Origin of the sequence: Paenibacillus sp. FSL H3-0286, from assembly GCF_045040705.1 — a bacterium.
In the GTDB taxonomy this organism is placed as follows: Bacteria; Bacillota; Bacilli; order Paenibacillales; family Paenibacillaceae; genus Paenibacillus_AQ; species Paenibacillus_AQ odorifer.
On the sequence record NZ_CP150285.1, the window covers coordinates 5,945,697 to 5,971,182 of the forward strand.

General features: G+C 45.6%; 24 protein-coding genes and 1 riboswitch. Of the genes, 6 read left to right on the plus strand and 18 right to left on the minus strand.

Annotated features, from left to right (window positions below; translation table 11 throughout):
* Positions 1 to 11 precede the first annotated feature (11 nt).
* A complete protein-coding gene (locus MHB37_RS26510; RefSeq protein WP_076141978.1) occupies positions 12 to 788 on the minus strand; it encodes an SDR family oxidoreductase in 777 nt (258 codons plus the stop codon).
* Positions 789 to 816: 28 nt separating this feature from the next.
* Positions 817 to 1,272: a chemotaxis protein CheX gene (locus tag MHB37_RS26515; RefSeq protein ID WP_036679793.1), complete on the minus strand. Its 456-nt coding sequence runs from the start codon at positions 1,270 to 1,272 to the stop codon at positions 817 to 819.
* A gap of 254 nt (positions 1,273 to 1,526) precedes the next feature.
* Between MHB37_RS26515 and MHB37_RS26520 the strand changes: the two genes are divergently transcribed.
* Both MHB37_RS26520 and MHB37_RS26525 read left to right on the plus strand, forming a co-directional pair.
* Entirely contained in the window at positions 1,527 to 2,429 is a 903-nt protein-coding gene (locus tag MHB37_RS26520; RefSeq protein WP_038573173.1) for a LysR family transcriptional regulator, read from the plus strand.
* Positions 2,430 to 2,500: 71 nt separating this feature from the next.
* On the plus strand, positions 2,501 to 3,310 hold the full coding sequence (locus MHB37_RS26525; protein ID WP_405168694.1) for a histidinol-phosphatase: 810 nt from the start codon (positions 2,501 to 2,503) through the stop codon (positions 3,308 to 3,310).
* Between the two features lie 143 nt (positions 3,311 to 3,453).
* On the opposite strand, the gene MHB37_RS26530 is transcribed toward MHB37_RS26525, so the two are convergent.
* The 7 genes from MHB37_RS26530 to MHB37_RS26560 form a co-directional block, all read right to left on the minus strand.
* Positions 3,454 to 4,185 (minus strand): NADPH-dependent oxidoreductase, encoded by a 732-nt coding sequence (locus MHB37_RS26530; RefSeq protein ID WP_340012767.1) that lies wholly within the window; start codon positions 4,183 to 4,185, stop codon positions 3,454 to 3,456.
* Positions 4,186 to 4,395: 210 nt separating this feature from the next.
* Positions 4,396 to 4,938: a GNAT family N-acetyltransferase gene (locus MHB37_RS26535; protein ID WP_076184756.1), complete on the minus strand. Its 543-nt coding sequence runs from the start codon at positions 4,936 to 4,938 to the stop codon at positions 4,396 to 4,398.
* Between the two features lie 38 nt (positions 4,939 to 4,976).
* Complete coding sequence (locus MHB37_RS26540; protein WP_405168695.1) at positions 4,977 to 5,906, minus strand: metallophosphoesterase; 930 nt, start codon at positions 5,904 to 5,906, stop codon at positions 4,977 to 4,979.
* Between the two features lie 57 nt (positions 5,907 to 5,963).
* Positions 5,964 to 6,755, minus strand: a complete 792-nt coding sequence (locus MHB37_RS26545) for a DUF3891 family protein (RefSeq protein ID WP_405168696.1) — start codon at positions 6,753 to 6,755, stop codon at positions 5,964 to 5,966.
* A gap of 211 nt (positions 6,756 to 6,966) precedes the next feature.
* Entirely contained in the window at positions 6,967 to 7,731 is a 765-nt protein-coding gene (gene sdhB, locus MHB37_RS26550) for a succinate dehydrogenase iron-sulfur subunit (RefSeq protein ID WP_036679800.1), read from the minus strand.
* A 75-nt stretch (positions 7,732 to 7,806) separates the two neighbouring features.
* Positions 7,807 to 9,549, minus strand: a complete 1,743-nt coding sequence (gene sdhA, locus MHB37_RS26555) for a succinate dehydrogenase flavoprotein subunit (protein WP_076127961.1) — start codon at positions 9,547 to 9,549, stop codon at positions 7,807 to 7,809.
* A gap of 45 nt (positions 9,550 to 9,594) precedes the next feature.
* Positions 9,595 to 10,260: a succinate dehydrogenase cytochrome b558 subunit gene (locus MHB37_RS26560; RefSeq protein WP_036679804.1), complete on the minus strand. Its 666-nt coding sequence runs from the start codon at positions 10,258 to 10,260 to the stop codon at positions 9,595 to 9,597.
* Positions 10,261 to 10,662: 402 nt separating this feature from the next.
* Between MHB37_RS26560 and MHB37_RS26565 the strand changes: the two genes are divergently transcribed.
* The gene (locus MHB37_RS26565) at positions 10,663 to 11,565 is read left to right on the plus strand and encodes a LysR family transcriptional regulator (protein ID WP_036679806.1); all 903 of its coding nucleotides are present in this window, start codon (positions 10,663 to 10,665) and stop codon (positions 11,563 to 11,565) included.
* A gap of 526 nt (positions 11,566 to 12,091) precedes the next feature.
* Here MHB37_RS26565 and MHB37_RS26570 read toward each other — a convergent pair.
* On the minus strand, positions 12,092 to 12,763 hold the full coding sequence (locus MHB37_RS26570) for a TrkA family potassium uptake protein (protein ID WP_036679808.1): 672 nt from the start codon (positions 12,761 to 12,763) through the stop codon (positions 12,092 to 12,094).
* A gap of 13 nt (positions 12,764 to 12,776) precedes the next feature.
* Complete coding sequence (locus MHB37_RS26575) at positions 12,777 to 14,135, minus strand: TrkH family potassium uptake protein (protein ID WP_249267754.1); 1,359 nt, start codon at positions 14,133 to 14,135, stop codon at positions 12,777 to 12,779.
* 64 nt (positions 14,136 to 14,199) lie between these two features.
* Positions 14,200 to 14,375, minus strand: a riboswitch (cyclic di-AMP (ydaO/yuaA leader).
* Between the two features lie 322 nt (positions 14,376 to 14,697).
* Between MHB37_RS26575 and MHB37_RS26580 the strand changes: the two genes are divergently transcribed.
* Positions 14,698 to 16,374, plus strand: coding sequence for a CPBP family intramembrane glutamic endopeptidase (locus tag MHB37_RS26580; protein WP_339169666.1), 1,677 nt, complete (start codon positions 14,698 to 14,700; stop codon positions 16,372 to 16,374).
* 88 nt (positions 16,375 to 16,462) lie between these two features.
* Here MHB37_RS26580 and uvrC read toward each other — a convergent pair whose 3' ends face one another.
* Positions 16,463 to 18,415 carry an excinuclease ABC subunit UvrC gene (gene uvrC / locus MHB37_RS26585; RefSeq protein ID WP_282580007.1) on the minus strand — a complete coding sequence of 651 codons (1,953 nt, stop codon included), beginning with the start codon at positions 18,413 to 18,415 and terminating at the stop codon, positions 16,463 to 16,465.
* 121 nt (positions 18,416 to 18,536) lie between these two features.
* Complete coding sequence (trxA, locus tag MHB37_RS26590) at positions 18,537 to 18,854, minus strand: thioredoxin (RefSeq protein ID WP_036679814.1); 318 nt, start codon at positions 18,852 to 18,854, stop codon at positions 18,537 to 18,539.
* Positions 18,855 to 19,207: 353 nt separating this feature from the next.
* Here trxA and MHB37_RS26595 point away from each other — a divergent pair, with 353 nt between their 5' ends.
* A complete protein-coding gene (locus MHB37_RS26595; protein ID WP_094902239.1) occupies positions 19,208 to 19,366 on the plus strand; it encodes a YqzM family protein in 159 nt (52 codons plus the stop codon).
* Positions 19,367 to 19,790: 424 nt separating this feature from the next.
* Here MHB37_RS26595 and dnaI read toward each other — a convergent pair whose 3' ends face one another.
* The 3 genes from dnaI to MHB37_RS26610 form a co-directional block, all read right to left on the minus strand.
* Positions 19,791 to 20,747: a primosomal protein DnaI gene (gene dnaI / locus MHB37_RS26600; RefSeq protein ID WP_076134190.1), complete on the minus strand. Its 957-nt coding sequence runs from the start codon at positions 20,745 to 20,747 to the stop codon at positions 19,791 to 19,793.
* An 18-nt stretch (positions 20,748 to 20,765) separates the two neighbouring features.
* Positions 20,766 to 22,304 carry a DnaD domain protein gene (locus MHB37_RS26605; protein WP_280753730.1) on the minus strand — a complete coding sequence of 513 codons (1,539 nt, stop codon included), beginning with the start codon at positions 22,302 to 22,304 and terminating at the stop codon, positions 20,766 to 20,768.
* A gap of 240 nt (positions 22,305 to 22,544) precedes the next feature.
* The gene (locus MHB37_RS26610) at positions 22,545 to 22,841 is read right to left on the minus strand and encodes a YuiB family protein (RefSeq protein WP_036685224.1); all 297 of its coding nucleotides are present in this window, start codon (positions 22,839 to 22,841) and stop codon (positions 22,545 to 22,547) included.
* 306 nt (positions 22,842 to 23,147) lie between these two features.
* Between MHB37_RS26610 and hemQ the strand changes: the two genes are divergently transcribed.
* Positions 23,148 to 23,906 (plus strand): hydrogen peroxide-dependent heme synthase, encoded by a 759-nt coding sequence (gene hemQ / locus MHB37_RS26615; RefSeq protein WP_036685226.1) that lies wholly within the window; start codon positions 23,148 to 23,150, stop codon positions 23,904 to 23,906.
* Between the two features lie 67 nt (positions 23,907 to 23,973).
* Here the strand turns inward: hemQ and MHB37_RS26620 are convergent, their stop codons facing one another.
* Together MHB37_RS26620 and MHB37_RS26625 are read right to left on the minus strand one after the other, a co-directional pair.
* Positions 23,974 to 24,252, minus strand: coding sequence for a hypothetical protein (locus MHB37_RS26620; RefSeq protein ID WP_036685228.1), 279 nt, complete (start codon positions 24,250 to 24,252; stop codon positions 23,974 to 23,976).
* A gap of 1 nt (position 24,253) precedes the next feature.
* The gene (locus MHB37_RS26625) at positions 24,254 to 25,447 is read right to left on the minus strand and encodes an NAD(P)/FAD-dependent oxidoreductase (RefSeq protein ID WP_036685230.1); all 1,194 of its coding nucleotides are present in this window, start codon (positions 25,445 to 25,447) and stop codon (positions 24,254 to 24,256) included.
* Between the last annotated feature and the right edge of the window lie 39 nt (positions 25,448 to 25,486).

A 25,486-nucleotide genomic window follows, 5' to 3' on the forward strand; every position in this document is an offset into this window, starting at 1 on the left:
GGCAACAGGGTCTATTTTCTGTTCATCGCATTATAAGTAAGCTTGTCCGCCAGGCGAGGAAACAGCCCGTAAAGCCGTATGCCAAACCCTGCCAGACCCGGAAGATCGAGCTCTTCTTTGCCGGTCTCCATAACCTTAACGATCTTGGAAGATACATGCTCTGGGGTCATCATCATCCGGGCTACACTCTTCTCATAATTGCCAGACGGGTCAGCCGTTTTGAAAAAATCGGTGGCAATCGGCCCCGGGTTCACAGCCGAGACGATAATTCCACTCTTCCGCAGCTCCTGACGGAGCGCATTTGTGAATCCGAGTACAGCATGTTTGGTAGCCGTATAGGCTACGGACTTGGCCGTGCCTATCTTCCCTGCCATGGAAGCCACATTTACAATCTGGCCGCTTCCCCGCTCCAGCATATGTGGAATAACAGCCTTCGTGCACCGGACAATCCCCATGTAGTTAACATCCATCATATCGTCAAATTCATGAGGCTCCATCTCCGTAAAAGCAGCAAATTTGCCGTACCCTGCGTTATTTAGCAAAATATCAATTCTGCCATATGCCTCCAAAATTTGTGCGAAGGTCTTCTGAACACCCTCAGCATCTGTTACGTCACAGGTGTACAGTCCAAAAACGCCCGGGATACCGGCCGCTGTTTCTTTCAGCTTCGCTTCGGAACGTGCTACCAGGACAGGGATTGCCCCCTTTTTACTAAGCATCTGTGCCGTTAATGCACCAATGCCGCTGGACGCTCCTGTAATCACAACAACCTTATCTTTGAGTACCATGAAAAGTATTTCAGCTCCTAACTCTTGCCTAAGAGATCATCACCTGAATATCCATCTCTCCAACCCCATCCATCAACAACGGAATACTAAGCGCTTTACGAGGCATAAAAGACATGCTTTCCATCTTCATAATCTGAGGAGGACTTATATCCACCGAAACACCTTGATTATATAGAATGGTACTGGCATTCCCACTGATCATATTGCTCAGCTCTGAAATTGCACTTTGACCCATCTCATCCATCTCGGTGATCACAAAGCCACCCATCATAATCGATACCATTCGCAAGGCTACCTGCTCCGCGATACCAAATATAATATTTCCGCTCAGTTGGCCTGTCATCCCTACTTGAATCCATATATGATTATCGATCAGTTCAATTTCTTTAATGCCTAAACTCCCCGTAGAAGGCGAGACCTGAATTACTTGTTCTATAACAGTCCGTGCAGACTCTAGAAACGGATTAATTACTTCTGCTTTCATGAATGTCTAGTCTCCCCCTTTATCGTGCTTTGGTCATATACCAAAAGTCCCAAGCAATATGGATATATTATACTTTATATATCGGCACAATTCAGCAAAAATTAATGCATATGTCGAATTCAAACCCAAGATAGTTTACGCAGCAACATTGCTCTGCCGGGTATTATCTCCTATAATTTAAACAAATGCCAACGTGGAACGTAAGATATTAACGCAATTACACATCCAATTCGATGGTCCAAAGGAGGTATTCCATGAACATCAGCCAGCTGGAGACACTAATAACAATTTCCAAAACGATGAGCTTTCGCAAGGCCGGAGAACTGCTTAATCTGACCCAACCAGCGGTATCAGCACAGATTAAGAGCCTTGAAGAAGAGTTCAAGACTCAGCTGGTTGACCGAAACCAGCCTGTTACATTAACGGATAGAGGGACTGTCTTTCTGGAGCATGCGGAACAAATAGTGAGGATTGTCGAGGAACTTAAGGAACGGCTTGCAGATCTTGATGAAAATCCCCAAGGTCATATAGTTTTAGGCACAACTACCTCAATCGCTATTCAAATTTTACCGCGTATTCTATCTTATTTTAAAGACCAGTTCCCCCATATCAAAACATCAATTTCCTCTATGTCCTCATCACAAATTTATCAGCATGTCGAAAACGGCATTGTTGATGTCGGCATCGGTTATTTAATTGGACGTAGCCCGGGCATGTCTACTTCCATTTTGTATTATGATACCTTCGAACTGGTGGTCTCTCCCAGACACCCTCTCGCTCAAGTGAAGACCGCTGGGATAGAAGCCTTAAGCAAAACCCCGCTGATTCTGCTCTCACCAGACACAGTGGGCCGTAAATTTGCGGATGAGGTTCTGAACAAACATGGCATTCAACCTCAGGTCATTATGGAGCTGACCAGCAGCGAGGAAGTGAAACGGATGGTCGAGCTCGATTTGGGCGCCGCCATTATTTCCAAGCAGTCAGTTACCGCTGAGGTTCGAGCCGGCACTCTCAAAATTGTGCCAATTATTGAGCTGGAGGTCACGCATCCTGTTGGTGTGATCACGAAATCAGGAAAATACGTAAACTCTGCTATGAGGCAGTTCCTAAGCGATCTTAAAGGCATGCCAGAAACCCAATTTATCGGGTCTGAATAAATCCCACCCACAAAGTGGAACCGATTACTTCTGAGCTGATTGCATAACCTTGTTTAAAGGAGATGTTCTTGATGAAATTTGATTTACACACCCATCATTTCCGCTGTGGCCATGCTGACGGAACGATTAGAGATTATATCGAAGCTGGGATTGCCGCTGGATTGGGCGTTATAGGTATTTCCGATCATACTCCCTATTTCGGAGATCCATCCGATCAGGCTTTTCCCAAAATCGCAATGGCTAAATCCGAATTTGCTAATTATGTAGATGATGTTCTCTCCCTCAAAAAAGAGTACGAAGGCGTTATCGACGTCCTGTTAGGCATCGAATCAGATTACTTCCCCGAACATGCTGAGATATACAGCAAGACATTATCCGCCTACCCTTTTGATTATGTGATTGGATCGGTACATAGTGTTGGTGGAGTCAGCATTTTTAACAAAGGGCGCTGGAAAAACCTTAGCAAAAATGAGAAGATCCGCGTGAAGTCTGAATATTACCGGTTGATTGCTGATTCTGCACGCAGTGGTATGTTCCAAATACTCGGGCATATTGATGCGATGAAGGGGAATTATCCTGCTTTTTCCGAAATTCCTGCACCTCAGCCGATTGACGATTGTCTGCGTGTAATCAGTGAATGTGGCGTGGCCATCGAAATCAATACCTCAGGCGGAACTAAGCTGGTCGGCGGCTGGTATCCCTCTGAAGATATTCTGGAGCGGGCACTACATTTTGGCGTAGAGGTTAGTTTTGGTTCGGATGCACATAAGCCTTCCCGGGTCGCCGAGGATCGGGATGCGGTAGCTGCACAGCTCAAAGCAATAGGCTTTACACACTGGGTTTATTACAAGCAGCGCCAAAAAGTCAAAGTTTCTCTGTAATCAAGCCTAAACGCCTTCACCGTCCCTATAAGGACGGTAAGCGTTAAAGCGAGAAATTAAATAATGCACCAAGCGTTATTGGTTTAGGGGCAGGGTTCAACCTCCCTTAAACCAATCTCAGCTTGGTGCATTTTTTTGTTTATTTACAGATTATCACAGCTAAAACCTTGTTGTTTCAGCGTACGTTTCGCATCTCCATATTCCGGGTTGATCTCATAAAAATGAGCAATCGTACTGGTCCAATCTCTCTCCGTCATCCCCTGCTGCTGCAAGAATTCACGGTGGGTTTGATTATATGCTTCCAGGAGGCCTTGTACATCCGGATTGTATTGCTCCTCATGAAATATAGCTTCCAGCGGCAGCCGCGGCTTCTGAGAAACCTCCTCCGCTGGGTATCCCACGCAGAGACCGACGACAGGGAATACGTACTCCGGCAGCTTCAGCAGTTCAATCACACCCGCTGTGTTGCGGCGCACACCCCCAATAGGAATGATGCCCAGTCCCATGGATTCCGCCGCTGCAATCGCGTTAGACAATGAGATTCCCACATCTGTAGCTCCAACCAAAAGCGCATCCACATCTTTTACGGCTTCAAAAGACTTGCCTTCCAGCTCACTAGCTACTTTAGCTCTATAAAAATCCATGCAAAACACCAAAAAAACCGGTGCTGCCGCTACATGCTTCTGATTTCCGCACAAAACTGAAAGCTGCTGCTTACGCGCAGGATCTTTGATGGCGATTATCGATACCTGCTGTCCATGAACCCATGACGGTGCGGCTTGAGCCGATTCAATCATTGATTGTAGCTTCTCTGGCTCCACAGGCTGGTCTGAATATTGCCGGAAAGAACGATGATTTTTTAATGTTTGTACCACTTCATTCAAAATGTTACGCCTCCTTGGTCATTCCACTCCATAGTATGTTAATCATAAACGATCGGATTCGGTACTGCCAATCACTTACGCTACTCTTTTCAAACAAAAAAAATGGACCCGAATCATCGGGTCCCAAAGCAGTATATTTTTAAAAGGGGGTCATGTACTTAGTTTAACCGCACACTGTTAGAGTTTGATAACGGCATTATTTCATTTGTGTAACAATGTGAATACTTTCATTACATCGTCCAAGGAGCCGACTTTGGGCATCACCCGCTCCAGCTTCATACCGTTCTTGAGCATCACACGTTCCGATCTAATATTATCTCCTGTGCAGCGTCCTTCGATCCTTGTTATCCCAAGGGTATGAACACTATAGTTCAAGAACAAACCCACGGCCTCCGTCGCCAGCCCGCATCCCCACCATGCCGGGTCCAGCATATATCCTAAGGTAGCTGTGCCCTCACGGCGGTTCCAATTCTGCAAAGCCACTATACCGATCAACCGCTGCTGCCCCTTTAAATAGATCCCGGCATGCAGCGCACAAGGATCGAAGGCAAATAACATCCGGTTTACCAGCTTCTCCACCTGGGCAGATACTGATCCAGGGCCGGAGCGTACTAGAATATGGCGCTGCACATCTGGATGGGAGAGCAGCTGCCGCAAAGCTAAAACATCCTCAGGCATGATCAGCCTCAGATCAACCGCTAAACCATGTTGTGTCTCTAACAACACTGCTCCATAGGTGCTCATCTTCTCTCCCCTTCCGTGCAGCTAAAATTCCAGCCTAATCAGCTCATGGACCGATGCAGCGTCAGAACCGTTAATTCTGGCCTACACAATAACCGAAATGGCATGTATGTCTCTCCAAACCCTCTATTCACATACACAGGCATGGCTTTGTCTTCTGTATAATACAATCCATTTATGTATTTAAGCGATCCATAAGGTGTAAATGGCGCACCTATAAAGGGCAGGCGAATTTGTCCGCCATGACTGTGCCCGGAAAGCTGTAGATCAAATGAATAGGCCTGTGCGGTATCCGCATAATCCGGCTCATGCATCAAAAGGACGTTAAAGGTTCCTTCAGGAACACCAGTAATGGCTTTCGCTGGGTCGGGTTTACCGTGTAACAGATCATCCAGACCCGTAACCGCCATGACTGCCCCGCCTCTTTTTAGAAGGTAGGATTTATTCCTCAGCACCCGGAAGCCCGCAGACTCCAGCAGCTCGGTAACCAGCTGGGTATTCTTGTAATCATGATTGCCTAATATCGCAAATTTACCCAATGGCGCACTTAACGCTGCCAGCACCGGTACGGCTTCAACAAGATCCTCAGGATCGCTGTCCACAATGTCACCCGTGAAGCAAATAAGATCTGGTTCAGCTTTGCTTATATGTTTAGCGAGTCGGGCCAGATCCCTGGCATCCTTATTAAATCCGAGATGCGTATCACTGAAATGAACAAGCTTCATCCCTGAAAAAGCGGAAGGAAGCTCCTTAAAGCGCAAGTCCAGCTTAGTGACCTCAATCCAGTTTGGCTCCCCCTGCCATGCATATCCGCTTGTAAGCAATCCTGCGCCGATTACAGCAGCCGCACCCCGAGTCAGGAACTGCCGGCGGGTAATTGTTGACTCGCCACCAGAACGCCCCTTAGAGGTGTCCTTGTGGATCTTATCGCCATTCTTATTGGGAGAAGCCCCAGACGATTGTATCTTCATAGGGAGATTCTCCTTTCTTTACCTTTTCCCCGAAAAACAGATGGTCCAAATAATAACTTATATATTATTCCGGGCAGTTAGAACAATCCGGCATTCTTCTTCCGGAGTTTCGCTGTAAGCGCGTGCAATCCCTTTTTTTGCGATTTCTGATTTTTGAACTCGTCTCAGCATAAATGCTACTTCCAGCGTTTTTTCAAAAGGAAACGGTTCAAGCATTAACGTTGACTTATCCTCCCATTCCGCTGTGATAACACGACCTGACGTAAAACTGAAATCTTCAGTACCTGAGAACCCTTCACGCCACCATGGATGCTCCTCTGATTTCGGACACCCTGGCTCATTTAAGGCCAAATACAAGGACAGATCATCGCAGAATTCTAAAAGGCGGGCATCATAATACAGCTCATCTTCCCCAATAGGCTTGGAAGCTTCAAGTTCCCGATGGATACGTGCTCTGCGTTCCTCTTCATGTTCTTGATACAATGTAAGTTCTGGATAATCGAGTCCCGCAATCTTAATAAGCCGCTCAAAATGCAAGCTGCACAGCAACGCTCCGTACGGTGTGTGTTCCTCGATCTCATCTAATCCACGCTTATAAAAGGTCAACTTAGGCACTACAGGAAAATCAATAAAGGTGTAGGGTGCTTGCTCCGCATCATTCCAGAAAGGGGTCTCATCGAGATCAATCCAACCCCTATCATGCTGGGCTACTGCCCACAGTACCTCTTCCCGGCGTCCTTCAGTTGGCACATGCTGCTCTTTGAACCCAATGGCCAGCTCTCCGGCAAGTTTCCCGTGATCATGCTGCTTAACCATTACAATTGCTCCATCTTGCTCCCGACAAATCACGATTATTCCTCCTTGTTCCACAGCTAACATTACGTTAACAATGGATATTATAGCATAAATTGGTCAATGTTCTGAACCTGCTCCAGCCCTGCAAGACTTTCCCGCCACAAGCAGATAAGAGAGTCATAACAACATAAAAAAAGCTACCCCCCAGCGAATGGAATCCACTTTGAGGATAGCTCAATAGATAAACATTTGGCGGTACTATTAATTACACACCTAACCAACGTTTGAACATATGCTTCGTTGTTTGCTTGTTAATTTCTGCAATGGATGTCGTAAGAGGTATTCCCTTTGGACAAGCGCGTACACAGTTCTGTGAGTTACCACAGCCATCGATCCCGCCATCCTCCATCAGAGCATCCAATCTTTCGTCAGCGTTCATTTCACCTGTAGGATGAGCATTGAACAGACGTACTTGAGAAATGGCTGCCGGTCCGATGAAATCCGTCTTTTCGTTGACATTCGGGCAAGCCTCCAAACATACGCCACAGGTCATACATTTGGATAATTCATAGGCCCACTGCCGTTTTTTCTCCGGCATCCGCGGTCCCGGTCCAAGATCGTATGTACCGTCAATCGGAATCCATGCTTTCACCCTTTTTAGTGCATTGAACATCCGGGTACGGTCAATGACTAAGTCACGCACCACCGGAAATGTCTTCATAGGCTCAATTCGTACAGGCTGCTCCAGATTGTCTATAAGTGCAGCGCAGGCTTGGCGGGGTTTGCCATTAATCACCATGGAGCAAGCTCCGCACACTTCTTCTAAACAGTTGGAATCCCAGCATACGGGAACTGTGCTGTCACCTTTGGCATTCACAGGGTTACGCTGAATTTCCATCAAAGCACTGATCACATTCATACCTGGACGATAAGGAAGTTCAAATTCCTCGACATACGATGAACTTTGTGGATCGTCCTGGCGGGTGATGATAAACTTTACGTTTTTGGGAGCTGCAGCTGTTTCCGCCATAATGGTTCCCTCCTAAAATTGCCTGATTTTATTTCATGAAGCTTGCCTCGCAAGCTATTCTGTTACTGGAAAGCATTAATCCTTCGAATAATCGCGTACCCGTGGAGGAATCAGCGAGACATCCACTTCGTCGTAGGAGATTTGTGGACCCTCTGCAGTCCAGGCTGCTTTTGTGGTCTTCAAGAACTCCTCATCATTACGATTCGGGAATTCCGGTTTGTAATGTGCACCACGGCTCTCATTCCGCATAAGCGCTCCAAGTGTCATCGCTTCGGACAGCTCCAGCATATTCCAGAGCTGGCGAGTGAAGGCCACACCTTGGTTATTCCAGCGCGATGCATCATTCATATTGATCTTGCGATAACGCTCCTTAAGCTCTTTGATTTTACCAATGGTCGCTTCCAGCTTCGGATTGTGCCGCACCACGGTCATATTAGCGGTCATCCATTCGCCCAGTTCCTTGTGGATCACATAAGCATTCTCTGTCCCTGACATTGCCAATAGAGACTCATATTTGTCCGTTTGCTTTTTGTGGAAGCTATCGAATACGGAAGAAGAGATATCCTGCGATGATTTCTTCAGACCTTTAATGTATTCAACAGCCTTTGGTCCTGCGACCATACCGCCGTAAATAGCAGATACCAGAGAGTTGGCGCCTAGACGGTTCGCTCCGTGATATTGATATTCACATTCTCCGGCTGCAAAAAGACCCGGAACGTTCGTCATTTGATTGTAATCAACCCACATGCCGCCCATAGAATAGTGCACAGCCGGGAAGATCTTCATTGGTATTTTACGGGGATCATCCCCCATGAATTTTTCGTAAATTTCAATAATCCCGCCAAGCTTCACGTCCAGCTCTTTCGGATCCTTGTGAGACAGGTCCAAATACACCATGTTCTCGCCATTAATGCCCAGCCCTTGATCCACACACACATTAAAAATTTCACGTGTAGCAATATCGCGCGGCACCAAGTTACCGTAGGACGGATATTTTTCTTCGAGGAAATACCACGGCTTCCCGTCTTTATAAGTCCAGATACGGCCGCCCTCGCCACGTGCCGATTCCGACATCAGGCGGAGCTTGTCATCTCCCGGAATAGCCGTTGGGTGAATCTGGATAAATTCTCCGTTGGCATAATGTACGCCCTGTTGATACACCGCACTTGCGGCTGTCCCTGTATTAATAACGGAGTTCGTTGTTTTGCCAAAAATAATACCCGGCCCGCCGCTTGCCAAAATAACAGCATCCGCAGGAAAAGTCTCAATCTCCATCGTCTTAAGATTCTGGGCACTGATGCCTCGGCATACACCTTCGTCGTCGATGATAGCTGAAAGGAACTCCCAGTTCTCGCGTTTAGTTACGAGACCTTCAGCTTCCCAGCGGCGCACCTGCTCATCCAACGCGTACAGCAGCTGTTGGCCTGTAGTCGCGCCGGCAAAAGCTGTACGGTGCCGCTTCGTTCCGCCGAAACGCCGGAAGTCGAGCAGGCCTTCCGGCGTACGGTTGAACATAACGCCCATCCGGTCCATAAGGTGAATGATACCTGGCGCAGCTTCACACATCGCCTTAACCGGCGGCTGATTCGCCAAAAAGTCACCGCCATAGACGGTGTCATCAAAATGCTCCCAAGGGGAGTCGCCCTCACCTTTGGTATTTACAGCGCCATTGATGCCGCCTTGCGCACATACGGAGTGTGATCTTTTTACAGGAACTAATGAGAATAAATGGACATGCGCACCAGCTTCCGCTGCCTTGATGGTAGCCATCAGGCCGGCCAGGCCGCCGCCCACGATAATGATATCGGATGTTGCCATGATAGTTCACTCCTTTTATCGAAAATATCAGAAAGGATTCTTAAATTAAATGAAGGTCTTTATGGACTGGGCAATGGTTGCTGCAGTTTGAAATTCACTGTCACGGAAAGTAACCAGCGAAATCAGGAACATGAAAGTTACTAATACAAATATGCCAAGACAGAGGTAAGAAGATACCCGCTGTGCACGTGGACCTACGGTAATTCCCCAGCTGATCAAGAAAGACCAGAGACCGTTCGAGAAGTGGAAGCATGCAGCAACGATACCGATAATATACAGTGTCAGCAGAAGTGGCTGAGTCACGATATCATGCATCAGACCGCCTAATTCTTCATGCTCCACATTACCCACCGCCACCTGAACCCGTGTTTGGAACAAGTGCCAGACGATAAAGATGAAGGTAACAATACCTGTAATCCGTTGCAGGGTATAACGCCAGTTTCTTTCAATGTTGAAACGGTTCAAGTTCGGCTTGGATTGATACGCAATATAAAGTCCGTATACCCCATGGTACAGCAGAGGAAGCCATATACCGAACAATTCCAGGAAGAAGACGAGCGGCAGGCTGTTCAGCCATAACACGCTGTCAGTGAAACCGGAAGCGCCACCCTCTACAGCCGCAAAATTCGTCATCATGTGCTCAATGAAGAAGGCTCCAAGTGGGATAACGCCTAGCAAGGAATGAATCTTTCTGGAATAAAATCCTTTCATACAAAGTAACCCCTTTCCGATTAAAACAGCGTTTTCATTAATGGGTATTCACCGCCGGAACTACATTTGACACAGGATAACGTTGACAATCCAATGACATAATTCCTTAATTTACCGTTATCCTAGAGTTTACCGGACTTAGTTTTATTTTTCACAAAATGTGAATATCTTGTGTCACTTTTCATGTTACTCTTTTTTCGCTTATAAGGGAATTGCAATCTAATTATTAAACGTTATACAATAAACGCATAAGAATAGATTTTATATGATAATAATTCTCATTTAGCAAAACAACATTTTCCGACATAACCTGATTTTCCTTATGTAATAAGAACAGTTACTCTTACGGCTATGAATTTCATCACTACTGATCGTACATCGCATTAGGAGAGGAACTCAATTATGTTTGACGATTTAGATGTTTTTGCAGCAGTTGTGGAACATTCCAGCTTAAACCGGGCCTCACGCCAGCTCAATCTATCCCAGCCCGCCTTGTCTCGCAAAATTTCTAAACTCGAGGAACGTCTGGGGGTTGCACTGTTTAATCGTTATGGCAAACGACTGGAGTTAACCGAGGTTGGGCGTCTCACTTATTCCTATGCGCTTGAACAACGGCAGCAGCGTTCCAAGTTTCTGGAGGCTCTTTCCAAATTCAAAGAGGGGGAGCCAAGGCTTGTCACCTTGGGGGCTAGTCTTACCTCCCTGCAGACCACGCTTCCGCCGCTGGTAAACGCTTATATGGACAAATATCCGACCGCAGAGCTGAAGCTGATCACAGGCCGAACGCATGAGATCGTATCCTCAGTTAGTGAGGGAAAATCAGATGTAGGTCTGATCGCTTCCTCTATTCAAGAACCTGGGTTGCGCTGCATTTCTCTATTTGAGGATCAACTGCGACTAGTCGTCTCAGAGCAGCATCCTTTAAATTTATCTTCCAAGCTAACCATGGATAATCTATCCCGGCTGCCTATGATTCTCTTCTCAAAGGGGACCTGGTACCGGCGTCTGACGGACGATCTATTCCAGCGCTGCGGGATTGATCCCGATGTGCGCATGGAGATTGACTCCTTCGAAGCCATCGTACGGCTGCTTCCGACTGTCAAAGCGGCTGCGTTGCTGCCAAAGTCTTATCTGCGTCCAGAGCTGCTGAACGGCGGCGGGCTGGTGTCCTTACATATCAAGGAGCTGGAGCAGACTCAACGGACCACCTGCCTGATCTACCGTGACGATGGAAGCATGAGCACGGCGGCTCGCAGTCTGGTGCAAGTTACCGAAGAGATGTTTCTGACAGAACGTGAGCAGTAAAGCCGGACCAAATGAATCAAGGGGCGCACCTAGTGATCTCCAAATGAGGCAATAAGTGAAGTACTTATAGCGTAATTAGAGAATTTCTCCCTGAAGTTCAGAGATTTCTGTTCAGCAGACTTATAATTAGGGAAAACTTCCCTAATTTTCGGCCGATTCAGTAACTAACTAATAAAGGAATCCCTCTGTTTATTAGGGAGGAATTCCCTGATGTCGTTCATTTAGAGCGAATAGCGGCTATTTTTAGGGAGGTTTTCCTAATTAGTTCACACCCACTCTGTACATCGTACAAACAAAGAACGCATATCGCCCATAATGCACCGTCACAGATACCACAAATCATCTACTACAGCCGTACGAATATCACACCTAGCAACTCGCCTACCCCCAAAGCAATATCTTAGAACACTACGCATGGTCTATAGTCATATGGCATATTAAAATCCAATACGTTTCCTACTCTTTACTCCATAAAAAAGAAGCTGCCCCTAAGTAGAATTCACTACTTTTGAGTCAGCTTCTTTTTCTATGATTCTTGGTTCACAACTTCACTCTCAAAACGGTCAATACTTTCATTAGGACCAATGAGTACCATAACATCGCCTTCACTCAAATAATCATGGGCAGTTGGAGCGACGATTATTCCGCTTTCCCTATTTAGGGCAACAATACTGCAGCCATATTTAGCTCTTGTATTTAAATCAGACAAGCTTCTGCCGTTCATGCAGGAAGGTACGGTCAGCTCGACAATTTTATAATCCTTGGACAGTTCAATATAATCCAGCAAATTGGGCGTCACCAGCTGATGTGCCACACGAATCCCCATATCCCGCTCCGGAAAAATAACCCGATCAACCCCCAGCCGCGACAGTGCGCGGCCATGAAGGATAGAGATTGCCTTAGCCACCACTTGCTTGACTCCAATCTCCTTCAACAAAATGGCCGCCAGAATGCTTCTCTCCATATTGTCACCAATCGCAACAATCCCACAATCAAAGTTCCGTACACCAAGCGAGCGCATAATTCCCTCATCTGTAGCATCTGCTACTACCGTATGCGTCAGCTGATCGCTCATTTCCTCCACGCGTTCTTCATGGTGGTCAATGCCGAGCACCTCGTAGCCCATTTCCATCAGCTCAAGCGCCAGGCTTGAACCGAAGCGACCTAAGCCGATTACTACAAATTGCTGTGCTTTCATTTCTAATTAACTCCTATCCAATAATTATTTTACCTTCCGGATACTTATACAGTGGTTTACCCTGTTTGGGACCGAGTGCATACGCTAAGGTTAGTGGACCTAGCCGACCTGCAAACATCGTCAGACAGAGTAGAATCTTACCGATCGCTGACAGTTCCGGAGTTAGCCCCATAGTCAGTCCTACCGTAGCAAAGGCGGAGGTCGTCTCAAACAAGATTGCCAAGAAATTACTGTCTTCAGTTGTGGAGAGTATCATCGACACAGAGGCGATTAACAACAAAGCCAGCAGCGTGATCGTTAATGCCTTGTAGATGCGCTCTTGAGCCAGCCGATAACGGAACAACACAACATCTTCCCGTCCACGCAGCATAGCAATTACAGCACCAATCATCATTGTAAAGGTTGTTGTCTTGATCCCGCCGCCCGTTGAGCCCGGAGAAGCACCAATAAACATAAGAATCACTATAAAAAATTGTGTAGCCTGCCGAAGTCCAGCAATATCTACTGTGTTCGCGCCAGCCGTACGGGGAGACACGGATTGAAAGAAGGCCGATAATATTTTACCGCCGAAATTCAGTGAACCCAGGGTACGAGTGTTAGTAAACTCAAATATAAAAATAACCAAAGCTCCGATCAGAATCAGCCCTGTGCTGGTGGACAGGACAACTTTACTATGTAGAGACAGCCTGCGGGTTACCCGAAACTCCACCAGATCTGACATTACAATAAAACCAATCCCGCCGGAGACAATCAGAAACATTACAATAATATTCACAAGCGGATCATATACATAATCAGTTAAACTGCGAAAATCCCCAAAAATATCGAACCCCGCATTATTAAACATAGACACCGCATGAAATATGCCATAATAAATCGCTTTTCCCAACGGCATATCAAAAGCCCAGCGAATAGACAGCAGCACAGCGGCACAGCCTTCTATGACAAGAGAATATATGAGGACTCTCCGGATCAGTCGCACAATTCCTTCCATAGAGCCTTGATTCATGGCTTCCTGTAGGATTAGCCTGTCCCGCAAAGATATTTTACGCTTTAACACCAGTGAAAATAGAGTGGCCATGGTCATAAAACCTAAGCCGCCGATCTGGATCAGGATCATAATTACGGTTTTCCCAAAAATCGTGAACGAAGTTCCGGTATCCAGCACAACAAGCCCTGTAACACAGGTTGCCGACGTTGAAGTAAATAATGCATCAATAAATTCCACGGAATTCCCGCTTGTGCTTGAGATGGGCAGCATAAGCAGCAGGGCCCCTATCAGAATGATCGATGCAAAACCAAGCACCAGTATCTGCGGCGGCGAGAGCTTCAGAAACTTAAATTCAGAAATCCTGCGAAACTGTGAAGCCACTTTGCTCACCTTCTTATCAAAAATTCCAACAAAAAAAGCACTGGAAAACCAATGCTGACTTGGTTCCTGCAGTAAATTAGCCTACGAGGTTAGCTGTCGGATTCGGACTGTGCAGGCTGCCCTATTCGTTCCCAGAACGAAATTCACCCCTGATGAAAGTGCCATTTATCGTGTACACTCCACTTTTCATCACTTCTTATGGTTCCCCCGTTTTCACCAGAAATTCGGCTACTATACAATTGCATACAAATTATATACGTTATTTAGTGAATTCACAAAGACACAATTAATGCTCATTCACATGAAAAAATGCGGTTTAAAGAGACTGCATCAAAAGGAGTGCCTTTTCTCATCACTTTTCCGTGTTTTCCCTGCAATTACACCGATTCTCATCATTCGTGCAGAAATGAACACGATAAAATTCATGGTATAAATTCACATGACTATTCTATACTATCTCTATTACCCATAAAAAGAACATATAATGTTTTTTGTAACCAACCAGGCACTAATACTATAATGGAACATAACATTGTCACAGTACATAACAAGGAGGCGTTACATGAATCCCGTCGGCCAGCCCTTACAGCAACGTGCCCTCTCCAAGAGGCTCATCATCTCGGGCATTATCGGTCTTATTCTATTTATTATGTTTCAGATTTCCCCTTCACTGCTTAGTAGTCCTACAGGTGAAGATACCACCGTCATTAGCAAGGCAGAAGCCCGTGATCAAGCCATATTATTCGCAGAACAAAAGCTCAACTACACCGAAGCACCAAACGATCAATGGAATGTACTTTACCAGACGGACTCTTCCTTTTATGGTTATATGTCTCGCGAGAAGCTTGTGGAGGACTACACCAAGAAAAAATTGGATCAAAAATATCCTTTTGATGTCTTTCGTGCAACGCTTACTCCTTCAGCGGAGCAAGAGCCGCAAATCATCGTTGACCTCAATATGTATAACGGTAAGATTGTCGCTTTCTCAAAGGCTGCAAAAGTTACCTCCGAAGAGGGGTCAGGCATCGCTTCCGTTGGTGCAAAAGAGGACAAGGGAGCTGACCTCACTCTAGCGCAGAAGGAGAATCTTGCTCGTCCTTGGCTTCAGGAATGGGAAGTAAATCCTGCCAAGCTACAAATTGAATCGAATACAGGAAGCCATGGGCTAGTGTATACGGATAGTACTGTTCAGGTCGGCGAATCCTTATTGCACTATTATTTTGATTTCAGTGGAGAGCAGGTATCCAGCTTTAATGCCGGATTCACTGCACCGGCTTGGCATACCTCCTACGTACAAGGACAGACCTCTTTAGCGGAAAAGCTAACATTATTCGGTTACGGTATACCCACACTGATTTTAGGAATTCTGGCACTCGTCTACAGTATTCTTAGAAGAGAGCATACTTCCTTTAAACGTGGAGTATTCCTAAGCTCAGCCTATTTTGTAATCATGATGATCAGCACCTATAATATGCTGCCTGAATCAACGGGCGAAGGGCTAGAAGCACAGATTACCTCTGTCATTATGTTTATCATTTATGCTTTGTACAGCCTGCTGATGTCCTCCTTGCTCTACTTCTCTTTAGTGGGCGGTAATGGCCTATGGCGAAAAGAGGAAGGCATGAACCCTTGGCCCCGCGCCAAAGAGCCCGGCTATGGACAATATGTGTTGGACAGTATCCGGGCTGGATACATCTGGGCTTTCGTTCTGCTAGGGGTGCAGACGGTTATGTTCATCATATTATCGTTTACCTTGCACAATTGGTCTACTACAGACGCCACCCAATCTCCTTATAACATGAGATATGCTTGGCTTCTGCCTATCGTCGCATGGCTCGCTGGTTTATCTGAGGAAGCCATTTATCGCTTTTTCGGAATTCCTATGCTGAAAAAGGTGTTCCGGAACACTTTTATCGCTTGCTTGATCACCACGCTGGTTTGGGCGTTTGGCCATACGTTATATCCGATCTATCCCATCAGCTCCCGTCCCATTGAGCTGACTGTAATCGGGCTGCTGTTCAGCTATATTTTCCTTCGTTACGGGTTTATTGCTGTCATGTTCAGCCACGTCGTGTTTGACAGCATCCTGATGGGCGCTACGCTGATCTTTATGAAGGAGAGCGTAAATGTAGGCGCGGGTATCTTCGCGATTATTATGCCGTTCATAGTCGCTTACATCGTCTATCGATTTAATCCACCACAGAAGCCTAAGCCGGTGGAGCCTTCTTCTTTGATTTAAACTAATGTGAAGACGTAATGAAATTAAAAAAGGGCATCAAAGCCGCTTTAGTCGCTGCTTTGATACCCTTTTTCTTTTGTCACCATTACTATGAGGTTGGCTCTTCATCCTTGAGCGCATCAAGAATTTGTTTTGCCAGCTTTTCTCCAATAGAAAGTGTACGGAAATCATCCACGGAGGCTTCTTTAATTTTCTTAAGCGATCCGAAATGCTTTAGCAGCGCTTTACGGCGCTTCTCACCTATACCAGGTATAGAGTCCAGCTTGGAGGTAACCATGGACTTCCCGCGCTGTTCACGGTGGAAGGTGATCGCGAACCTATGGACCTCATCCTGAATCCGCTGCAAAAGGTAAAATTCCTGACTGTCCCGGGCTAGCGCGACAGGCTCTGGCGGATCTCCAACCAAAAGCTGAGCCGTCTTATGCTTATCATCCTTAACAAGGCCGCAGACCGGAATGAATAATCCCAGCTCATTCTCCAGAATATCAATAGCAGAGGAGATTTGCCCTTTCCCTCCATCGACCACGATAAGATCCGGTATCGGAAGATTCTCCTTCAATACCCGCTCATATCGCCGCCGAATGACCTCGCGCATCGTTCCATAATCATCCGCACCCACCACCGTACGAACCTTATATTTACGGTACTCTTTTCGTGCAGGCTTACCATCAATGAAGACAACCATCGCTGAGACCGGATTAGTCCCCTGAATGTTCGAGTTATCGAACGCCTCAATACGGCTCAAGCGTTCAAGCCCCAAGCTCTCGCCTAAGCTGATCGCTGCTCCAGAGGTACGCTCTTCATCCCGTTCAATCAGCCGGAATTTCTCGTCGATAGCCACTCTTGCATTTTGGCAAGCCATGCCAACCATCTGCTTCTTAAGACCGCGTTGTGGCACAAGCACCTTAATGCCCAGCCACTCCTGCAGAATGGAGGCGCCGCCAGCGGCATCCACGATCCCAGCTGCCGCAGCTTCCTCCGCCGCCGTCGCACGTGCCTCAGCCTCTTCAGCCGATTCAGGGGTATCTTCACCCTGTTGTAAATCCGCTTCTGCTGGAGCAGCTATGGCGATCTCGGGTTTAGTCTCTTTATTAGCCAGAGATTCCTCATCGAGCACATCCGGCAGCAGGATCTCCTGCGGCAAAGCGGGATTATCACTATAATACTGCGTCACATAAGACATAAAGTCACTGTAGGCTTCACCATAGAACGGGAACACGGAGGAATGGCGCTGAATCATCTTCCCTTGTCTCATGTACAGAATCTGTACACACATCCATCCCTTGTCTACAGCATAACCAAATACGTCCCGGTCCTTAGTATCTGTAGTGTTGATCTTCTGCTTCTCCATTAATGCATCGATATGGATAATCTGATCCCGCAGTTCCTTCGCCCGCTCAAAATATAATTCCTCAGCAGCTTCCTGCATTTTTTGCTGTAAATCCTTTTTGACCGCCTCATGACCTCCGCCTAGAAAAGCAGCGATGTCCTGCGTAATCTGCTCATACTCGGATTTCTGAACCTCCTTCTCACACGGTGCCAAACACTGGCCCATGTGATAGTAAAGACAGACCTCCTTTGGCATCACGCCGCATTTACGAAGCGGGTACATACGATCTAGGAGCTTTTTTGTCTGCTGAGCAGCATAAGCATTAGGATAAGGGCCAAAATATTTTGCTTTATCTTTAATCACCCGGCGTGTAACCTCAAGGCGCGGGTGAGTTTCATTCGTTATTTTTATATAAGGAAACGTCTTGTCGTCTTTTAGAAGCACATTATAACGCGGCATATGTTTCTTAATCAGATTACACTCTAGAATGAGCGCTTCCATGTTACTGGACGTAACGATATATTCAAAATCAGCAATATTAGCGACAAGCCGCTGCGTTTTACCATTATGACTGCCTGTAAAATAAGAGCGTACCCGATTCTTAAGTACCTTCGCTTTGCCCACATAAATAATAGTGCCTTCCTGATTTTTCATCAGATAGCAGCCAGGCAGATCGGGTAGTAGTGCCAGTTTATTGCGGATATTGTCCAAAATGATCCCCTCCAGCTAAATTGGACCCATGATTAGTTGGCATTCAGCACACAAAACGCCTCCGGAATGAACCGAAGGCGCTGAGTGGCAGGGCCGAGGCCCGAACAGTAGCATCTATCAATTATTGATGTTTTGCTACGATATTTTTCAGGGATTCTTTGGAGTTCAGTCCCACAACTTTATCTACCGGTTGACCATCTTTGAAGAAGATCAGAGTTGGGATACTCATAACACCAAAACGGGAAGCCGTTTCCGGATTCTCATCCACATTCAATTTTGCAATTTTCACGTCGTCTCCCAGCTCTGTGGACAATTCATCCAAGATTGGAGCGAGCATTTTACAAGGACCACACCAAGGAGCCCAGAAGTCTACTACTACAGTACCTTGACCTTCCACTTCGTTACTGAAGGATTGGTCAGACACGTTCACGATAGCCATGATATTGTTCCTCCTTTAAGTTTTGCGAAGCATTACGCACATCTTAAGCCAAAGCTTAGTTCATGGAAGCTGCTCCGAAATATGAGTTAATAAATTGTTTCATGTAATATGATAACCAAATTACCACTTACCGACACATTACAAGTATAACATATCTTTATGGGATATGTGAAATATCACTCGCAATTATATTGCCTTCAATGTATTTTTTTTGCGTACTCTTTTCTTTACAACCTCCCCAGCATTTCGGTATACTTAAAGAAAGCGCATTAATTGTCAATGACTTATTTCATAAACTAATGTCAATTTGCATCTAATAATATGGGGCTTGTCCCTGTAAGGAGGCAGAAACTATGGATGTTAACGCGCAAGTACGGGACCCACGAGAACATATCAACGAAGAACCCCGCAATGATCTTGGGGATTTGATGACCGGATTTTTCGGAATGACCACGTTTATGACGGTTGTCTTTTTCGGAATGGTCATCCTTAAGTTCATTCTCTCGGAGTAAAGGAATCTTCGCACAATAAAAAGAAGCTGTCTCAAAAGTAGTGAATGCTACTTATGGGGCGGCTTCTTTTTTTAGAATAATGAGGGAAAACCTCCCTGATTATAACCGATATTTGCTATAAATGAACGAAATCAGGGAATTCCTCCCTAATAATCGGGAGAATATCTGTTTTCGCTGACGAATCAGTTCATTTTTAGGGAGATATTCCCTAATTATCGATCAGATTCAGTATGCCCGCCAGATGCTGCAACCCGAAAGTGTGTTTGAACAAGTGAAAAACAATCAGGACTTAAGGCGATCCTGCTTCGTAGCAGGGAAAAAGCGGCGTTTGAGTTCGAATAACCAAAAAAAACGAAGAGCAGCGATCCTCCAATAAAAGAGGAATCACTGCTCTTTTGAATTTTACATTATGAATATTCCAGGCTTATCTATTGGCCCCTCTTTGATTCTCCCCATGCAGTGGAAGAACATCCACAAAAGGAGCAATGCGATCCATTAGTCGTTGGCCTTTATAGACCTCTTCACCATCTTTGCTCGTAAAGCTAAGATGTTTCTCCAAGCCATCCAACGGATAATTCGAGGTGTAGAAGGTTGGTTTGCGGTTCATCCGATAATTCAAGATCGCCCCAAGTACATGATCACGAGCCCAAGGATTCAAATTTTCCGCACCAATGTCATCAAAAATAAGTAAATCGCAGTTTTTCATCGTATCAACAGTTTCCTTCATCTTCTGGCCATCCATCATGATCGATTTCAAGTCCTCTATAAAGTCTGGCATGTATACGATCACTCCGGTATATCCAGCAACAGCAAGCTCATGCAGTAAATAACACATCAAAAAAGTTTTGCCTGTTCCGAAAGAGCCATGTAAATAAATGCCGCGTGAAGTCAGGCCTTCCTCTTTAACATTCGTGATATAATCAAATATTTTATTCACAGCCGAGACCCGGCGCGGGTCTTTGCCCATAATATCTATCTCATCATAACCGCCGTTAAGTACACGCTCGTCCACATAAAAACTACGAATACGTTTGCGGATGTTATCCTGATTATCTTGTGCCACTTTAAGTCGGCATGCCGTCTTGCGTTCATATAGATCCACTGAACCATTCACAGTTTCTACCGTTAGTTTACTATAATGGCCAGGAAAATCATTTGGACACTTCTCTAGTCCTGGGCAGTTCGCACAGTTTCGGCTTTCCTCTACATATTGATACAGGCGACTCATATGAAGCCGCAGTCGTGATTCGTCCAGTTCAGGATGTTCGGACTGTAATGCCTTCACAAGTGGATGATTGAATAACCCCTGTTCAAGATCGCGTTGACGCTGCCGTAGAGTTGGATTGTTGATCGAACGAAGTACATCGCCCATTGACTCCATTGTTCCACCTCTCTTTCATTAAGGCGTTTGCGATACGCCTTTTTTCTTACTGGCTTTAATTTCTGCCGCTTTCTTCATCATCGCCGCGAATTCCTCTTCCGATACTGTTCCGGCACTTCCATCATCCAGCACAATCGGAATTTCCGGTTTATTGGATCGGCCTGAATTTTTGGCATAAGAACGTGATCGTGTTCCTCCAGCCGTATTAGCCGTTGTCCCCTTGCCCTTCACTTTGGACTGATCTCTAATATATCTTACAGCCTTCTCGTAGGTGTTCACTTGTTTAACCAGCATATTGGAGGCGATAGCCTCTACAAAATTGCGGTTCATCCGCTGTTCTCCACCCGAGGCTACCATAGTCATTAAATAATGAATGAGTACATTAATTACTTCACCGCTCAGCTTATAGTTCAGATCTATTTTCTCGAACATATCCATCAGATGGCTGGGTACTGCACCCGGGAAAAAGGTTTGTAGCAGTCTTGTATAAGGTTCGTTTCGCAGCATCATATTATATTGGTGAATGTCACACTTGGACAAAAATTGTGGCGGTACTTCTACATAAAACTCCATCTCTACTGATTGCTCTGGTGGTGCTATAGAATCATCATTCTCTTCGGTCGCACTGGACCGGATAGAAACAACTTTCGCAGCTGCAATTTCACGTTTTTCCTGTCGTTTCATATCTTGCCTGAAATGTTGGCTCGCTTTATATTGCAACGCATCCAGCATGACCTCGCCCTCCGGTGAGAACACTCCATCCTCATCCAGCAAACGACATAAATCCTGCGGACTCAGTTCGTATTTATGAGCAACATAGTTAATTACACCCATTTGAGTATGGTCAAAGCGCAGTTTTTCTACATGAGCCCGATTCACAGACTCCCGTGGAAAACGCAAAATAATGTCACTATATCCGATTGCCTGCTCTCCGGATTCAAGCGTGCCGGGCTGTCGAACAGAGGCTACCTCTGCCAAAGCTTGCTCCAGCTCATAATCAATGACATGTGTATTAAGTTGAAAAATATCATAAAAAGGCACGGAAATATTCTCTTTGCCTATAGATCTGCGACTCCACTCTTCCGGCTCGCGATTCCAGAACTGTTCCCGTAAGGACAGCACAGCAAATTTGCCAATCTTATCACGTAACAGCAAGGTTAAATGCTGAGTGGCAAAAAAGTCGGCTGGCGATAGCGGCGGCATTAGCTCATATTCATATAAATAATCATCTGTTTCCGGCACATAGATTCGACAGGTCTGCAACAGACCCACTGCTTCTAACCGGGAAGCCTGATCAATTAAATATTTGCGGCCTTTCTCATTGGGTTCAACACCCAAAGTCATAAATAGCCTGCGCTGTTGCTCCACTCCAGAATAGCCAATGCTATCTGCTGGCACATGTTCAACCAGCAAGCGATAGAAACTGATTGCAAAGGCTCCTACCATAGGTTGATATACAGAGCTAAGCATACGTCCATCTATAACACTAAGACCAAATTCGCGGGAAACGCAGTACCGATGATGTTCGGTGAAATGATGTAAGTTACTCATCCGCATCTACGGATACCCCCTTGTTTACACGAATTCATACAGGATTCTATTCTATCACAAATTAACATAGCGAAAATGTAAATAAAATCCCAATTTCGACTCTTTTCGCAATATAATCAACTTCTTCTTACGAATATCTACCTCTATTAAACAAGAAGAAACGGCTTCGCCGTCCTCTAAAGAGGAAGGTATCCCGTTTCTCGCAGAAATATAAGACTGATTCATAACATAGGCTCTTTCAAATCTTTAAAACATCTTGTAACCGCCAAAGCGCAGCTTTTGAATGGTCCATCCACTAAGTATAGCACCTGCAAGACCAGCGACACCTGTAAGATAATCAACAAAGTGGAAACTGGAGAGATGCTCCCAGAGCGACATCGCGTTTCTATCCCAAATAGAATAGATTACGACGGGTAGAATAATAAGTACGAATAGATAAGCGGGAAACCAGGTTGTCTTCATTAACATGTTAAGAATAAAGCCGATACCAAACATCATCACAAAGAATAAAACGGCTAGGATAAACACTGGAATAAATCCCATCTTACCGTCTCCACCCCTTTCTATAAAGAAGCGCACATCTTTTACAAGCTAGTAGTAAGTTTACTAGAAAAAATGTCACGAAGCAATGAACTTTATTCAAATTCACGCACTAATTCGCACACTTAGAGGATGCCTCCGTTTGCTCTTGGCGGCTTGATTGCGATACAATGCAAGTAGATTAATCAGATCATACATAGCCTATGAAGCAGATGCTTCGTAAGACTAAGTTTATGCTTCAATTGCGAGTTTTACGCGATGTTATTTCAGCGAGGCTTATGCTTCGTAAAACTTTTAAGGAGTGAGATCATGATCGAAGCCGCTTTGACACTGGAAGGCTGGTATGCACTGCATGACTTCCGCTCTCTGAACTGGACCGCTTGGACGGCAGCAGATGATGAAGAACGTGCCGTTGCCCTGGAAGAACTACATGCTTTTATGCAGGAATGGAGCCCTGTTGAGGAAGCTAAAGAAGGCAGCACCGCAGTATACTCCATAGTGGGCCAAAAGGCTGATTTTGTAATGATGTTTTTGCGCGAAAGCCTAGAAGCTTTGAACCAGCTTGAGACCGCCTTTAACAAAATCGCTTTTGCTCAATATACAACCAAAGCTTATTCATATGTAAGTATTGTTGAATTAAGCAACTACGCTGCTGGTGGCAGTGGCAGCGACGGCAGCGACCCTATGCAGAATCCGCATGTTGCCGCACGTCTAAAGCCTATTTTACCGCAAGCGAAACACATTTGTTTCTATCCTATGAACAAAAAACGCGAGCTTGCCGATAACTGGTACATGCTTGATATGGACAAACGCCGGGAGCTCATGGCTTCACACGGGTTAATTGGACGTTCATATGCAGGTAAAGTGAAGCAAATTATTACCGGCTCCGTCGGTTTTGATGACTGGGAATGGGGCGTGACTCTGTTCGCTGAAGATGCACTGCAATTCAAAAAGCTGGTATACGAAATGCGTTTTGACGAAGTAAGTGCCCGCTACGGCGAATTCGGACCTTTTTATGTCGGCAATCTGCTGACTGAAGAATCTTTTGAAGAAATGCTCAAGCTGTAACAACAAAAAAAAGGGTGTGTCTCCAGTTCGCATGGAGACACACCTTTTTTACTGCCATATTATTAGATTAAGACACCGAAGTTCCTGAATCCTCATCTTCGTTATCCTCATCATCTTCACGTAAACTTTCCAGATATTCAGCCGTGGCCCGATCCCGAGCGCGCCCTTTATCCTTCAGGCGTTCGATACCAGGGAGAATGAGCAGATCAATTTCCTTCTGAACGATATAAGCCAGATCATACTGGTTCTGATCCTCCAGATAAGATCCAACCTCTATCAGTCCGTTATAACGGTCCAATTCTTCCCGAGTCAGCAGTCCGCGTACCTGTACGCTGCAATGGCGCATCTTATAAGAATCTTCCTTTTTTCAGAACCAGCGGAATTCCGCCGATAATGAACAAGTAGCGCATATCTACAACTTTTTTCAACTGAGCTGCAGTCCAGCCCTTGTAAGTTTTGCTGCCTACTACAGCGATTCCTTGGCCTTTGCCTAGGGAAGCTACGGTTCCTTTATTGCTGAATGCGAATTTCTTCGGCTGTTGATTGCGGATTGCTGCCACCAAATTATGCGCACAACATTCACCCTGCTGCATAGCAATTTGAGCGGTTGGCGGGTAAGGGCGTCCTTCCGGATTAATCATAAGGGAGCCATCACCAATAATGAAGATATTCTCTTGGCCCGGTGCACGTAGATATTCATCTACCTTCACGCGCCCACGCATAGCTTCAAATCCGGCAGCCTCAATAAGACGATTGCCACGGATTCCGCCTGTCCAAATAATTGTGGAGGCTTTGATTTCTTCGCCTGATGCCAGAATTACCCCGTTTGGCAGACACTCCTTGATCGCAACACCCATCTTGAAGGTAACTCCCTTTTTGGTGAGCAAGTCCATCGCATACTCCACAAGCTCAGGAGCAAAACCAGGCAGTGCTGTCGGAGCAGCCTCTACGTTATATATATTAACCATACTTGGATCTACGTCATATTCTTTACACAGTCCAGGGATACGGTCAGCTAATTCAGCTACAAATTCGATACCGCTAAAGCCGGCACCACCGACAACAAAATTAATATGCTCCTGAGCATTGTTCTCGTTCTTGTACTTAGCGAATTGATATTCAATATGCTCGCGAATTAAACGAACGGAATTGATGCTCCGGATTGTCAGTGCGTATTTATCAAGTCCAGGAATACCAAATGTTTCAGGCTCTCCACCTAAAGCAATGACAAGATAATCGTACGATAGGGTACCATCCTCCAAAATAATCTTTTTCTGCTGAGTACGAATTTCCTGAACAGATGACTTCACGAGGTCGATCTTGAATTCATCGATTAGTTTCGAAATGGACACCCGAGTGTGTTCAATACTGTCCGTACCCGCCGCAGGCATATGTAGATGGGTAGTAAAATAGTGGTACTCGTGACGGTTTACAAGCGTGACATCCGCTTCATTATAATTCAAAGCCTTCTGCAAGCGCTGTGCGGTCAAAATACCCCCATAGCCCGCGCCTAAGATAACGATTTTGGGAATACTACTCATGTTCCGGCTCCTTCCAAGAGGTAAATCTGTCTTTGTATT